This is a genomic window from Blautia sp. AF17-9LB, assembly GCF_003479185.1.
GTDB classification, from domain to species: Bacteria; Bacillota; Clostridia; order Lachnospirales; family Lachnospiraceae; genus Fusicatenibacter; species Fusicatenibacter saccharivorans.
Window position 1 is genome coordinate 320,113 of record NZ_QUGU01000001.1, and the last position, 15,112, is coordinate 335,224.

Consider the following 15,112-nt stretch of genomic DNA (forward strand, 5'->3'; position numbering starts at 1 on the left):
TTTTTATTCATTCTATAGTCGAAGGATATATTTACTTCCCATCTTTCTCCGGAAGAGCTGTCATGCACAAAAAAATAATTCCAAATACCACAACACATCCAACCATAAGCATCACCATCTGATTTACACTTACTACAGACCCCTGGAACTTCGGGTTACAATCCAGTGTATCACGAATCGCAGTAATCATTTCTTCTGGCAGCTGATTGTTCTCCATCTCTTCGAAGATTCCACGGAGCATATGATTTTTCAACAGAGAAGTTCCGTAGGTACTTGGCAGATACGACAGTACTTTCTGCAGGCCGCTGCCGAAATTTGAAATCGGCATGTAAGCTCCGCATAAAAATCCATACCCGGCACTTACGATCGTTCCCACTGCGGATAACTGACCCTGGGTTGTCAGTGGAAAACTGACGATGCTTGACAACGTGCTTCCAAAGAGTACCAGTAAAATTTCATCGAGAAGAACCCAGAATACATCTACAGCGCTCATATACCAGCCCATTTTGTACATATAGCCAAGGCATAATACAAGCGCAAGCCCATTCACCAGCAGGGAATTGACTACAGTAGATAAAAAATACCCAAGATAAAGCTGTGCTTTGCTGATTGGCGATACATTAAAATCTTTCCTTGTTCCGTTTGCCCGGTCCTGTACCATCGTAAGATTCACGCAGAATGTCACAGTCACACAGCTGACTGCCAGAAGAGCCGCGGCAAGCTGTGCGGCCACCGTTCCATCGATCAGTTTGTCTGAGATTGTAATCATGTCCGGGATCGCGGACACAAAGGAATCTCTGTATACGTTTGCCAGAAATGTAGCATACAGCAAAATCAGAATTCCCGGAGTAATTAAAGCCGAAAAAAACATTCCTCTGTCTTTAAAAAACAATTTTCTGTTTCGACTTATAAGTGCAAATACTGCCTTCATCTGTGCTCACCTCCCAATGTTTTTCCGGTTACAGCAAGAAATACATCATCCATTCTGCCCTTTACCACTTCATAATCACGGAATATTTCCTGATGTTCCACGATCAGCCGGGTAGCCTCTGCGGTATTTTTTACTTTTAACTGATAGCCATCCCGGATCTTTTTATACTCTCTGCCCAGTGTTTTGATTTCTTCTTCTGTCACACCATAAACAGACATAGTGTCCTGCACATACTCATTTTTCAGCTCAAAAGGAGTTCCTTCTGCCACGATGCTTCCTTTATCCAGAATCACCACATAACCGGCATTTGCAGCTTCTTCCATGTAGTGCGTAGTCAGAAAAACTGTCAGCTTTTCTTCCACTCGAAGTTTTTCAATGATATCCCAGATCAAAAGCCGCGTCTGTGGGTCAAGTCCTGTCGTTGGTTCATCTAAAATCAGAAGTTCGGGCCGATGCAGCAAGGCTCTTGCAATATCAATTCTTCTTCTCTGTCCGCCGGACAGTTTTCCGACCGGCCGGTTCAGATAATCTCCGAAATCAAAAATCTCCACCAGTTCCCGCAATCTTTTTTCAAACGCTTTTCCTGTTATTCCATAAAGCGCTGCTCTGTTTTTCAGATTTTCCCTGACGGTAAGTGGCTTGTCCAGCACACTGTCCTGAAATACCACGCCAAGCATTGTTCCAACTTTCCTTCCGATCTTATCCAGATCTGTGCCCTGGATCTGAACCGTTCCGCTGTCTTTGTGAAGCTGCCCGCAGATGATCGAAATCGTTGTGCTCTTCCCTGCCCCGTTTACACCAAGGAATGCAAAGAGCTCTCCTTTTTTCACCTGAAAACTCAGATCATTGACTGCTTTTACATCACCAAAGCTTTTCTTTAAATGAGTGATTTTAATCATATCTGTTTCCATTACGCCTGCCCTCTCCTTTGATTTCTTTGCTGTTCCACATAAAAAATATCAGACAATTTCAATTGATACAAAACGTGATTTTTATATCCACATACCGATGTTTGTCCAAATACAGCTTCCCGAACATTCTGCACCCAGGATGCTTCCCTGTTGTGGCAATATACCATAACATGTTCTTCCTGCTTTGGATCAATCTGTTCCACCTCACATTTCATCCATCTCACCCCCAGTTATTCCTATTTCTTTTATATATGATTTTACAGCATTCGTCCAGTCTGCATGATGTGAAATGCAGAAATTCGCGGGTAAGATGCCAATTTCTGTTGTCTGCTCGTCTGGCGCATAGGAATTCATAAAAATAAGTGGAAAGCCATGTCAATGGACATGCAACTTTCCACTTATTCATTTTCATAAATTTTTTAATCACTTGAAACTCCACGTCATGAATTCCCGCTTATCTTAATACTTCATCTTTGATCTGTTGTCCTTCCATCTTTTCAACATTCCTCTTCTCAAAATGAGTTATGAATACGAAATCCTAAAATAGTCTAAATATTCCTTATACCGATCCTGCGCTGTCAGACAGGTATCCATCAGATAACCTTTTTCATTGTTCCATTCTTTCAGACCACGATAATAAAACATCTTCAGATCCTCTTCGATCATGAACGGAACGATATTGTACTTCAGGCATTCCTTGAACATAAGCAATCGGCCTACACATAATTTCTTCTCATCTTCAACAACTAATACTCTCAATTTATTTTTCTCCATTTTCTTAACAGGAATTTTACACCCTCTATTGTACAATGCAAACATCGAAAGGTCAATAAACGGACTTTGAACATTGAAAGGAGTATTTTAATGAAATCTGAAAAAGCAACACAGATTCTTTTACTTGCAGCCGGTCTGGTGTTTTTCCTTGTCGGGATCTTCCGCGGAGAAGCAGCGGTTGTTCTTAGCAAGGCAATAAAATTATGTATGGAGTGTGTAGGAATTGGATAAGAAAATGAAATCAAACAAAAACTTTCTGGCCCGCTTCCGCGGATGGATTCAGGCAGCTGCTACACTGCTGACCAACATTCACATCCCGAATCTGTTTAAAGGGAAAATTTATCAGGGAAATGTAAAAACGATGTGCGTCCCGGGACTAAACTGTTACTCTTGTCCTGCCGCCACAGGTGCCTGTCCGATTGGAGCTTTTCAAGCCGTGGTCGGTTCTTCAAAATTCAAATTTACCTACTACATCACCGGATTTTTCATCCTGTTAGGTGTTCTGTTAGGGCGGTTTATCTGTGGATTTCTCTGTCCGTTTGGATGGTTCCAGGATCTGCTGCATAAGATTCCGGGCAAGAAACTTTCCACCGCAAAACTGAAGCCTCTGCGGTATCTGAAATATGTGATTCTGGTCGTCTTTGTTATACTACTTCCGGCATTTGTAACCAATTCACTTGGTATGGGAGATCCTTTCTTCTGCAAATACATTTGCCCACAGGGCGTACTTGAAGGCGCAATTCCACTGTCACTTGCCAACTCAGGAATCCGTGCCGCACTCGGACATTTATTTACATTTAAGTTCACAGTCCTTGCGCTTTTCATCATCCTGAGCATCTTGTTTTACCGTCCATTTTGTAAATGGATCTGCCCGCTGGGTGCTGTTTACTCACTGTTTAACAAGGTATCTTTTCTTAAGATTCAGGTTGATCATGAGAAATGTGTTGGCTGCCAGAAATGTAGTCGTGTCTGTAAGATGGATGTCAATGTAGTAGACACACCAAACCATCCGGAGTGTATCCGATGCGGAGAATGTATGAAAGCCTGCCCGACTGATGCAATCTGCTATCATTACGGATTTTCAACTAAGAAACAGGCTGAAAATAAAAACTAATAAAACGTAATTTAAAGGAGATTTAAAATCATGAAAAACAAAACACTTAGAACAAACTCAATGAAATTAAAAAAGGTAATTGCTGCATCCCTTGCCATTTCTGTACTTTTTGCGTTTACAGGCTGCGGAAATTCCTCCTCAACAGACAATACAAACACAAAACAGGAATCTTCTTCCACAACAGAAACGGGCAGCGCAGACGAGCTGAACAAAAAACGGGATGACCTTTACCAGCAGGAAAACCAGCTTTTTGCTGATCACAAAGATGCATGGGACAAAGCCTTTGGTCTTATGAACAAGAACGCTGCCGGTGATGCCATGAGCGAAAACTATGCTGATACCCTCGCAAGCACAGTGGAATCTAACAAAGACTCTTTCTCTAAAGAAGAATATGAAACTCTGTGCAAAGACATCGAGACAATCCGCGGAATTGAAGAAGAAATTGCCAAGCTTGAGAAAGAGATTGCTGCATCCGATTCCTCTGACAGCTCTTCCTCTAAATCAGACGAATCCACAGCTGTATTCAAAGGTTTCAAAGGAAAAGATCTGGATGGAAACGATGTAGATGACAGTCTTTTCGCTAAAAATAAAGTTACAGTTGTAAATTTCTGGTTCAGTGGATGCAAGCCATGTGTCGGAGAGCTCTCTAAGCTGAATGAATTAAATGAGAAACTCAAAGAAATGGGTGGCGAAGTTGTTGGTATCAACATGGATACTTTAGACAACAATGAAGCCGGAATCAAAGAGGCAAAAGAAATCCTGAAAGCTCAGGGCGCTTCCTACAAGAACCTGACTTTCGATTCTAATTCAACAGTTGGAAACTATGCTGGAAAAGGAAACATCATGGCATTTCCTACAACCGTTCTTGTAGATAAAGACGGAAATATCGTTGGGGAACCTTTCATGGGTGGCATTGACGATCAGTCAAACTACGATCAGCTGATGAAGCAGATTCAGTCCGTACTGGACCAGAAATAATTTACATAAATATCCTAGTTAGGGGGCAGTTACTGTTTGCAGTAACTGCCCCCTAACATCATTAATAATGAAGGCATCCCAGGACAGCTTCATAGTTTCCTCCAATAGCTTCATAGCACTCTCGCATTGTCATATTTTGGTCCTCCTGTCAATTGTATTCCACTAATTCATGAACCTCTGCTAATCAATGATATACATACCTTATAATCGTTTTTATAACTTCATCAATCACAATCGGCTTTGACAAATGTGCGTTCATTCCTGCATCCAGTGATGCCTGAACATCTTCTGCAAATGAATTAGCTGTCATTGCTATAATAGGAATGTTTTTTCCATCCGGTCTGTCATTCATTGCCCTGATTGCTTTTACCGCTTCATAACCATTCATTTCAGGCATCATGATATCCATCAGGATTACATCAAATGCGCCTTCCGGATGATTTCTGAAAATCTCAACAGCATTCTTTCCATCCACAGCTCTTTCTACATTCATCCCGAACTCTTCCAACTGCACGGCAGCAATCTCTGCATTCAGTTCATTATCCTCTGCAAGAAGGACATTCACACCTGTAAGATTCACCTTTTCAGAAATACCTGTGTCTGACTTATTACATTCCTTATCTGTAATTTCCAAAGGAATATCCACGGCAAATGTGGTTCCCTCATGCTTTTTACTCTGCACGGAAATGGTTCCCCCCATCATATCTACATACTTCTTTACGATAGCCATCCCCAGTCCAACTCCATGGTACTGCGTTCTCACACCGGAATCTTCCTGTGCAAATTCCTCAAAAACTTCTTTTGTAAATTCCTCACTCATGCCAATACCAGTATCCGAAATGCGGTAACGCATATTTATATATCCATCCCCGCCCTTTTCCTGACACCGGGCTTCAAATGTAATCGTCCCTCCATCCGGAGTGAATTTCACGGCATTGCTCAGAATATTGACCAGCACATCACGCAGGCGTGCAGGATCCGCAAGTACATTTGGAATCTTTGCATCTTCACGCTGAATCTTAAAGTTGATATCCCTGTTCGTAAGAAAGCCTTTTATAATATCCAATGCAGAATCTGTAATGTTTTTCACATCCGCCGGTACCGGATTGTATTTCACTTTTCCACTTTCGATGCGGGTCAGATCTAATACATCATTGATCAGCGACAGTAAATGCTCTGAGCTTTCGTCAATCTTTTCCAGACAATTTTTCACTTCGTCTGACGGATTGTTTTTCATTGCAATACCGGTAAATCCTATGATTGCATTCATCGGTGTCCTCATATCATGGGACATATGTGACAGAAATGCTGTTTTTGCCTTGTTTGCAGCCTGTGCATGCTCTGCCAGTTCCGCCATTTCCTCAGCTTTCTCCTGGGCCGCCTTCTGAGCTTTTTTTCTTGCACTGAGACGCACCATTGTCCCAGCCATAGCAGTCAGCAGCCATCCAAAAATAAGAAGAACCCAAACAGTAACAACAGGATGCAGACGTATCCAGTCAACAAGTGTAAGCTCTGTTGCTTTGTATGTGGTATACTGTGCTGCAAGATCTTCAACAAGATTTTGGGGCATGGCATACATTGCTTTCGTCAGAATACCAGCCAGCGCATGGTTCTCAGTTGATGAAATTACCATGCGGTAGGTGAATGTAGGCTGTTCCAGCAGAGTATATGTCATGGTGCCCGTAGTGTCACTGTTCACAAACGCCTGTGCCATGTAATAGTAGACGAAGGCAGCATCTGCTTTACCCTCACGGACAGCTTCCATCATTTCCTGTCGGGTACTGCACATCAGTTTTTCTGCACCGGGTGCCATTGCATCTTCAATTGACTTTGATGCTGTCTGGTCAACAGTAGTAACAACATTAATTTTTCCATCAAAGTCACGCCGTGTCACCCTTGCCAGCTGCATCGTAATGAAAGGTGCAGTAATCCCCCATTTTTTCGTCTCAGCATAGTTATCTGTTTCCAGGCGCGCATCGATGCTCATATCTGTGGTTTCCTTATTTTTCTGATAAGCAATATACTCATCTCTGGTGGCAGGTGTAAGAAACTCATAGGAAATCCCGGCATAGTCTGCAATTTTCCGGAAGTAATCCGGGATAATACCCTTCATCTCACCATTTTCATTATAAGAATATGGATAACGGGTCGGATCACACAGAACATGAAGCGGGTTGTCCTTGGAATACTGTGAAATAATACTTTTTTCTTTCTCCGTATATTCCAGATTCTTAGTTTCGATGCTTTCATAATTTTTATTATAAAGTGTCGTTTTCCAGTCACCCTCAACTGCATTCATCTGGCCGATTGCATAATTGATCTCATTCAGCAATTCTGTATTACCTTTTTTAACCATGACATAGAAATCGCTGCTGTCAAATTTATCCACGATACGCTCATTGTTTGTTTTTCTCATAGAAGTGGCAGCAATAGCATCAACATTTCCGCTCTGAAGAGCTTCCTCCATCTCTTCTGTCGTATCAAAATAAAATGGATCATATGTAAATCCTTTATTGCCTGCAAAATCCGCAAACTCTTTATCTCGTGAGCTTCCGTTCAAAAGTGCCACACGCATACCGTTGTAAGTACTGTAATTGCCATCCACAATCGTGCTGTTGTCACTGCGGACGGTCAGAATCCCATTATTGGTTCCGATCGGACGTGAAAAATCAAACTTTTCTTCTCTTTCCGGTGTTTTGCGGGGAGATGTTACCATATCAATCTCGCCATCTTCAAGCATCTGCTGCATATCATCCCAGCTCTTATCATATCCGACATATTCGTAATCTACATCCCAATAACGGGCCATCAGCCGAAGAAAATCATAGCCATACCCGCTGCGGTTGCCTTCTTCATCCATCACATGATAACCATCCATGGCAAAGAAACCGACTTTGACAGTTTCATGCTGCGAACTGTCCTCGGCTGCATATGCAGTCTGGGGAGAAAATATCATACACACGCATACAAAAGCCAGTAATACTGCCACATATTTCTTTGCTCTCGAAATCATATTAAATCTCCTGTCTGTCTGTCTGTCTGTCTGTCTGTCTGTCTGTCTGTCTGTCTGTCAAATATATTTCTCTATACATCTCCTTGTCAACCTCCTGGTTTAATAAAATTGCACTACCGCATCAAATCCATTTGTCACTGTTCAGTGACCTGCGGTTCGGTCCCCCCCACCGGTCTTTATGCTTCTGAACTTGAAGACAGTTTTTCCTGCCTCAATCTTGCTCATATCCAGAACGTCATTGATAATTCCCAACAGATGCTGTGATGAAATATCTATTTTATCTGCATACTCTATAACTTTTGCTTTATTTCCTGCATCATGTCTGATCAAAGATGTGATACCAATGATTGCATTCATAGGTGTACGAGTATCATGCGACATTATTGTTACGTCTATGAAATAATACCGTAAAAAAGCACTGCCAGACAGACAGTGCACGTCATTTCATGCAACTGGCTGCCATTTTACAGGCCCTGTAGCTTTGCGTCCCAGACTTTCATCTGGTTTGCCGATTTCCTTATTATAGCTTTTAGACTTACGCAAAAAACTGATTTTATTATACTATAGTACTCTACTGTACACAAGAAAAACATTACCGTTTTAACGCCCAAAAACATATTGTCATTATACTGTCATTTTTTTAAAAACTTATTCCGTTTTTCAACTTCTATGATATAATGCTTTATTATAAAAACTCCAATGAATAAACTGAGGTGAACCAAGTGAAGAAAAAAACACTTGTGCCTCTTATTATTTTTTTACTGGGCATATGCCTTGTTGGTTTAATTGTATACAAAACAGACACCCATGAAAAAAATCAGAGACACATATTGGCACAATTAAACGCAACCACCTATGGTGAACGCATAAAGAATGAAATTGCAGATGGAATTGGAATTACAGATACTTTGGAACAGATCTTAATCAGTGAAAATGGCGAAATCCATCAGTTTGAGACGATTGCCGGGAATCTTATGTCTGATTCTATTGAAAGCGTGCAGCTCGCTCCTAATGGTGTTGTAACAGATATTTATCCGGCTGAAGGAAATGAGGCAGGTAAGATCGATCTGCTCCATGATAAAGACCGTAAAGAGATTTCCTGTTATGCAAGAGATAACCATGCAACCATTACGCAGGGGCCCTTCGAATTAAAACAGGGCGGTTATGGAATTGCAGTCCGCAATCCAGTCTACCTGAAAGATAAAAGCGGACAAGAGTATTTCTGGGGATTTACCATTGTTATCCTGCGTGTTCCGGATATTTTTTCAGATACAGTCAGTGCACTTTCAAATTTTGGATATGAATACAAAATTTTAAAAACAGACACTCCCTGGAGCGATACTTATAAAGTGGTTTATCAGTCAGATGGTCAAATAGATCATCCGATTTCTTACGCTTTTACAGTAGGGGATGGAACCTGGAAGCTTGAGGTAACTCCTAAAACCGGATGGAGAAATAACACACTACTGATAATTATCAGTGGTATGTTTCTTACTATAAGCCTTCTTCTGTCAGTACTTACCAGGGTATGGCTGGTAGCAAAAGAACACAAGAACAAATATAAAATACTGGCGCGCACAGATTCTCTTACAAATATTTATAATCGCTATGGATTTGATGAATTAGCAGAAAAAATAATTTCTAAAAATCCACAAACACATTTTGTGGCTGCGCTCCTTGATATTGATGACTTTAAGTTTATCAATGATATCTATGGCCATAGTTATGGAGACAAAGCATTAAAGAGTCTGGCAGACAGTATGAAAGCTTTTTTCCCATCCGATGCATTGCTTGGAAGAAATGGTGGTGACGAATTCTGCATTCTTTTACCAAATTGTACCTTTAAGGAAGCAGATAAACAGCTGCAGCAATTCACTAAGCTTCCAAAAACGTTTTCATATCACGGTAAAGAACTCGCATTTTATATATCTCTCGGATATGCAGAATATCCAACATTTGCAGCCAGCCCTTCACAGCTTATGCGCTGTGCAGATGCAGCTCTTTATGAAATAAAACTGCATGGAAAAAACGGATGTATGGCTTACAGAAAAGGTCTCCAGTCAGGAGTCCGCAAACAGCTTGGATTTGCACTGAAGGATATCTCTGAACACCTTCCAGGTGCATTTATCATATATAGAGCAGACAAAGAAGATGATGAGCTCTTTTATGCAAACCACGAATTTCTTCATATGACTGGTTATAAGAGCATGGATGAACTATTCAGGCTTACTCAAAAAAGGTTCCGCAATCTGATCCGACAAGATGAACAACAACAGATTGAAACAAGCATCTGGGAACAGATTGGCACAGGCAATGAAAATGACTATATTCACTTTCATCTTCGAAAAGCTGACGGAACTTATCTTTCCGTGCTTGATCATGGAAGAATCGTAGAAAGCCAACAATACGGAAAAGTATTTTATGTATTGTTCATGGATTGGGAAGATATGCATCTTCGTTACAGTGATAAATTTTCCGAATAAATAAAAAAAACTGCTAAAAAGTTGTGAACCGAACTTCTTAGCAGTTTTTTTACTAATCTACCAGATTGTTTTGTAACGTACTGATCAATTCCTCTATAACAATTGGCTTGGATAAGAAGCCATTCATACCACATTCCAGTGCTTTCTTTTTGTCTTCGTCAAAAGCATTGGCAGTCATGGCAAGGATGGTAATTCCCGCCAGCGCCGGATCCCTAAGGGCACGGATCTGCTTCGTGGCCTCATATCCGTTCATTACCGGCATCTGCACATCCATCAGCACCAGATCATAATTACATGGCTTCGAATTCTTAACTTTCTCCACTGCCTCTGCCCCATTTTCTGCAGTATCAACCATGAAGCCATATTCGTTAAGGATCTCCACCGCAATTTCACGGTTCAGTTCATTGTCTTCCACAAGCAGTATGCACCTGCCTCTGAAATCTGAGCTTGTCTCAGGAAGAACGGGATTCTCCTGCTCAGCCTGATTCTGGCCGATAGCAGCCATCAGGGTATCTCTGATATCTGACATAAAAAGAGGCTTCGCACAGAATGCAGTCACCCCTGCAGCCCTGGCTTCCACTTCGATGTCTGACCAGTCATAAGCAGTCAGGATAATGATCGGCGTATCATCACCAAGACTGCGGATCTGTCTGGTGACCTCAATGCCATTCATATCCGGCAGACGCCAGTCAATAATATAAGCATGGAATGCATCCCCAAGCTCCATAGACTGCCTTGCACGCAGAACAGCCTCCTTACCGGAAAGTGTCCATTCCGAACGCATTCCAACCTTCACAAGCATCTTTGTCACACTGTCACAGGTATTAAAATCGTCATCTACAACCAGAGCCTTAAGGCCCTCCAGCTCTGCAATCTTCTCTATACGGTGATTCTCAGGCTGAGTCCGAAATGGCAGACGGACAATAAATTCTGTGCCTTTCCCCTGCTCTGTCCGGACCTCAATGGTACCACCCATCATATCCACAATATTCTTGGTGATGGCCATGCCAAGTCCTGTGCCCTGGGTTCTGCTCACAGTGGAAGTCCGCTCCCGCTCAAAAGGAGAAAAGATCTTCTGTACAAATTCCTGACTCATGCCGATTCCATTATCCTTTACCCGGATCTCGTATAGTTCACTGCCTTTTACTGTCCCTGGATACTGTTTCAGCCGGACAGATACAGTTCCGCCTGCAGGAGTAAACTTGATTGCATTGGACAGCAGATTCAGCAGCACCTGATTCAAACGTGTCTTGTCGCAATAGACATCCTCATTGGTAACATCCATTGCATCCATATAAAGCTCCAGCTGTTTCGCATGGATCTGCCCGCTAATGATGGTCTTCAGATCATGAAGCACATCCGACAGACTGACCTCCGTTTCTTCCAGATGGATCTTTCCACTCTCAATCCGGCTCATATCCAGGATATCATTGATCAGTGAAAGCAGATGTTTACTGGAGGAAAGGATTTTGCTCAGATAATCTCTGACTTTTTTCTGATTATCAATATTACTTACAGCCAGTGTGGTAAAGCCGATGATCGCATTCATTGGTGTCCGGATATCGTGAGACATATTGGAAAGGAAAGTACTCTTAGCCCTGTTTGCTGTCTCCGCCGCACGGACTGCCTCAGAAAGTGCCTGATTCATTTTCCAGTCAGCAGTACGGTCTGACATAACCAGGATGTATTTCTTTTTCCCATTTACCTCACTGCCCATTGCAATATTATGGAACCCGCGTTTTTCCCCTGTTTTCTGATGAACATATTCAAAATCCCATTCTCTTTGTTCATTCACCTGGATTTCCTCAAAATAATTTTCCTCCGGATTTTCATGTTCCTCTGGATGCAGTTTTCCCAGAACACGAATATCTTTGCGAATCTGTTCTACCGTAATACCAAGCAGTTTTTCCGCATTTGGGCTTATATAGTCTGCCTGATATGTTTTTGCATCCAGCATCAGAAAAACGTCATCCACATTCATTGACAGCTTTTGAAAAAGCTCGTCTCTGTACCGGATCTGTGTGTCCTTTCTTCTAAGGCTTATCCTGTTTTTTTGAATAATAAGGCCGATAAAAAAGGCGGCAATACAGAACAAAACCGCAGCCACAAGAAGCATTGTACTACGCTGCAGACTGTTCATACTGGCATTGACAATATCCGCCTGTACAAGTCCCAGAAATACCCAGTCCTGAATATCTGATTTTTCATAGACCAGATAATAGTTTCTTTCATCCAGATTTACCAGCATCGCATCGGTGCGTCCCGCTTTAAACTTCTCCGAAAGCTCATTGATCTCTTTTTCAGACATATTGGAATGCTCTCTCAGAACACCAAAGAAATTGTACACATTCCCCCATGACTCAGAAGAATGATCGACCACAACACGGCCATCCGGATGAACAACAAAGCTCTGGGCATTTCCATTGAAAGCAGAAATGTCCAGCACATCTACGATATCAGAGTTTTCATAGGCAATGGCAATTGCATCATATTCAAATCCCTGATAAATTCCATGGGCCCTGGGAGTAGCAAAAACAAGCAGCTGAGACTTTCCGGGAACTGCTGCATTCGCTATCACATCATTTCCCTGCCGGATCTCCTCTTCAATGTTTTCCTGTAATCCAAGGTACCCGGTTTCCCCTGTCGCCATCTTGTAATCCCCGTCAGCTGACAGAAAAAAGAAATCTAAGAATCCGGCATCTTCCTGCGCTTTCTTTATATAATTACGAATTTCGTCTTCGCTGGAGGTATTCTGCAGATTCTCACCCCACATATGAAGATAGGTCAGATTCTTATCTGTCAGTTCTCTCAGCATGTTATCAGACTGATGAAAAACTTCCGTCAGATGAGAAACACTTTCCTCATAAACAGTTTTCGATACAAATCCAAAATATCGGAAAACCATCAGAACAATTCCCAGTAAAACAGCTGTAAAGACAGCTATCTGGAATGGTTTTCCCATGACAGGTTTCTTTCTGCCTTTATTATGATTCTTAATATCCATTCTTCTCACCTCAGAGTCATGTAGTCTTCAGGCTCTGCAAGAATGGCATCACCATCTGAAACATATCCTGTCCAGGTGTCTTTCACAAAGGTATCTTCTCCATCAAACACAATATTCTCATCTGCCGGATAAGCTTCCATGTGTTTAGATATCGCAAGGCAGGTTACCGTGAAAGTATCCTCGTCCTGAACTTTTTTTCCATCTTTTGTAACTTTGCTCAATATGTAACCATCATCTGTTTCTTTGACTTCCACGGAAATGCCGCTGACCACAGGCAGAGAGCCTCGGTTAAACGGAATAAATCCGCCCTCATAGCCTTCTACAAAATTTTTGACTGTCTCTTTCAGTTCTGCTCCGCTCATCTTGCTGCTGTAAGCCGAAAGACTATTTGGCATGATCATGTCTCCCGCCATTTTTTCTGTATAGCCGGCTTTCAGCACGTTTCCCGTAAAGCTGTTTCCGGTTGCAATCAGCACATCTGTTCCATAAATGCCACGCAGAGTGTTTGCCATAACAGAATATGCTTCATTACCTCCACTGCTGTGGAAACGACTGGAATAAGCCTTCTGTGAATCCAATACTATTTTCTCAGAAGTGGATTTCTCCTCAAGGAGCTGGGCATTAAATGACTGATAAGCCTGCCCTGCATCATATTCTCCTGAAATCATCTTAGACACCACATCCTTGGACACAGAGAAAAAGTCATTTGACGCAATACGGATATACATATGGTTTTCCTCTATCACAGGTTTCACATCTTTCATATATTGTGTAAGATGGAGTTCCACATCCTGACTGTAGCTTAACAGATCCTGTCCATCACTAATGATCCGGTTCTGCGCATCCTCCGAAAGCATTGTGTCCAACACCTTCATTGCTTTCTTTCGACGTGTCTCATCCTGTGTCAGATCTCGTTTTAAAGCCACCTGGAAATATGGCGTAGTCATAATCCACTTTTCACCGTTCTCCTGAAAGAATGGAAGAAACGTTGTGTTGATGCCCTGATCCTGAAACATTTTTACACCGGCAGAGCTGCCAAAGTACATGGCAAGCTTGCCACTTTGATACATTTCAACTATGTCATCATAATTCATATCCAGATCATCCTGACTCAGACCGGTATCCTGGATAAACTGTTCCATACGTTCAAAAGCCTGCGGCCAGACGGTACTATCCAGACCTTCTCGATTTGTATTATCCGGGTCACTGTAGGTGGTGCGCCACTTGCGTCCGTCTACAGAAGACAGCTCTGAAGCAGACAATCCCTGCAGTGTTTCCATACAGGTGTAATCATAATAATAGTCTGCAGTAAACCCACGGATTCCCACTTTGTCAAATGCCTGGCAGGCAGAGACAAAGCTTTCATAGTCTGTTGGCAACGGGATATCATATTTTTCAAAAAGATCCTTGTTCACTACAAAGCCATGGGCATCTGCACACACCGGAAGCCAGTTTACGCTTCCATCCTCGTTCATAAAATTGCTAAGGTATGTATCATAGACAGCGCCTGACGCATTGGTTGTGGAAAGATCCATCAGGCTGTCTTTCAAGGAACTTGCATCATGAAGTGAAAAGCGACAGCAGGTTATAATATCCGGCAATCCACCATTTTCATTCAGAAATCTGTAGAAATCAAGATCGTTGTTGCCTACAACAAATTCAACATTGATATCCGGGAGCTGTTTCTGGATGTATGGTGCATATTTTTCATACAGGCTTGTGCTCCATAAGTACACCGTGATTGTGTCTGCATCTTCTTTCTCTGCACTTTTACTGCCACATGCTGACAGTAGTGATACGGCTGTCACCATTGCCAAAAGTACAGCCAAAACTCTGTTCCATTTTATTTTTTTCATTACAAGTTCTCCTTCATTTGCCCTGTCAATATATCCAGCAATTCCTAA

General features: G+C 42.0%; 10 protein-coding genes, 2 pseudogenes and 1 riboswitch. Of the genes and pseudogenes, 4 read left to right on the forward strand and 8 right to left on the reverse strand.

Features of this window, described 5'->3' with window-relative positions; genetic code table 11:
- Nucleotides 1–31 precede the first annotated feature (31 nt).
- The 4 genes and pseudogenes from DWX00_RS01470 to DWX00_RS01485 form a co-directional block, all read right to left on the reverse strand.
- Nucleotides 32–931 (reverse strand): ABC transporter permease, encoded by a 900-nt coding sequence (locus tag DWX00_RS01470; protein WP_117761570.1) that lies wholly within the window; start codon nucleotides 929–931, stop codon nucleotides 32–34.
- Nucleotides 928–1,842, reverse strand: a complete 915-nt coding sequence (locus DWX00_RS01475) for an ABC transporter ATP-binding protein (protein WP_117761571.1) — start codon at nucleotides 1,840–1,842, stop codon at nucleotides 928–930. The genes DWX00_RS01470 and DWX00_RS01475 overlap by 4 nt, the downstream gene beginning before the upstream one ends.
- Nucleotides 1,842–2,045, reverse strand: a complete 204-nt coding sequence (locus tag DWX00_RS01480; protein ID WP_147326118.1) for a hypothetical protein — start codon at nucleotides 2,043–2,045, stop codon at nucleotides 1,842–1,844. The genes DWX00_RS01475 and DWX00_RS01480 overlap by 1 nt, the downstream gene beginning before the upstream one ends.
- A 319-nt stretch (nucleotides 2,046–2,364) precedes the next feature.
- Nucleotides 2,365–2,562: pseudogene (locus DWX00_RS01485) on the reverse strand (cell filamentation protein Fic); the annotation flags it as partial.
- 144 nt (nucleotides 2,563–2,706) lie between these two features.
- Between DWX00_RS01485 and DWX00_RS01490 the strand changes: the two are divergent.
- The 3 genes from DWX00_RS01490 to DWX00_RS01500 are packed head-to-tail and all read left to right on the forward strand — an operon-like array spanning nucleotide 2,707 to nucleotide 4,708.
- Entirely contained in the window at nucleotides 2,707–2,847 is a 141-nt protein-coding gene (locus tag DWX00_RS01490; RefSeq protein ID WP_020435933.1) for a CD1871A family CXXC motif-containing protein, read from the forward strand.
- On the forward strand, nucleotides 2,840–3,730 hold the full coding sequence (locus tag DWX00_RS01495) for a 4Fe-4S binding protein (protein ID WP_118594521.1): 891 nt from the start codon (nucleotides 2,840–2,842) through the stop codon (nucleotides 3,728–3,730). The genes DWX00_RS01490 and DWX00_RS01495 overlap by 8 nt, the downstream gene beginning before the upstream one ends.
- Before the next feature lie 30 nt (nucleotides 3,731–3,760).
- The gene (locus DWX00_RS01500) at nucleotides 3,761–4,708 is read left to right on the forward strand and encodes a TlpA disulfide reductase family protein (protein WP_118594522.1); all 948 of its coding nucleotides are present in this window, start codon (nucleotides 3,761–3,763) and stop codon (nucleotides 4,706–4,708) included.
- 184 nt (nucleotides 4,709–4,892) lie between these two features.
- Here the strand turns inward: DWX00_RS01500 and DWX00_RS01505 are convergent, their stop codons facing one another.
- The gene (locus tag DWX00_RS01505) at nucleotides 4,893–7,721 is read right to left on the reverse strand and encodes a transporter substrate-binding domain-containing protein (RefSeq protein ID WP_118594523.1); all 2,829 of its coding nucleotides are present in this window, start codon (nucleotides 7,719–7,721) and stop codon (nucleotides 4,893–4,895) included.
- A 186-nt stretch (nucleotides 7,722–7,907) separates the two neighbouring features.
- Nucleotides 7,908–8,102: pseudogene (locus tag DWX00_RS01510) on the reverse strand (sensor histidine kinase); the annotation flags it as partial.
- Nucleotides 8,103–8,165: 63 nt separating this feature from the next.
- Nucleotides 8,166–8,241: riboswitch (cyclic di-GMP riboswitch) on the reverse strand.
- A 202-nt stretch (nucleotides 8,242–8,443) separates the two neighbouring features.
- Here DWX00_RS01510 and DWX00_RS01515 point away from each other — a divergent pair.
- Entirely contained in the window at nucleotides 8,444–10,204 is a 1,761-nt protein-coding gene (locus tag DWX00_RS01515; RefSeq protein WP_118594524.1) for a diguanylate cyclase domain-containing protein, read from the forward strand.
- Between the two features lie 52 nt (nucleotides 10,205–10,256).
- On the opposite strand, the gene DWX00_RS01520 is transcribed toward DWX00_RS01515, so the two are convergent.
- A complete protein-coding gene (locus tag DWX00_RS01520; protein WP_118594525.1) occupies nucleotides 10,257–13,208 on the reverse strand; it encodes a hybrid sensor histidine kinase/response regulator in 2,952 nt (983 codons plus the stop codon).
- A gap of 5 nt (nucleotides 13,209–13,213) precedes the next feature.
- The gene (locus DWX00_RS01525; protein ID WP_118594526.1) at nucleotides 13,214–15,064 is read right to left on the reverse strand and encodes an ABC transporter substrate-binding protein; all 1,851 of its coding nucleotides are present in this window, start codon (nucleotides 15,062–15,064) and stop codon (nucleotides 13,214–13,216) included.
- Nucleotides 15,065–15,112: the final 48 nt, after the last annotated feature.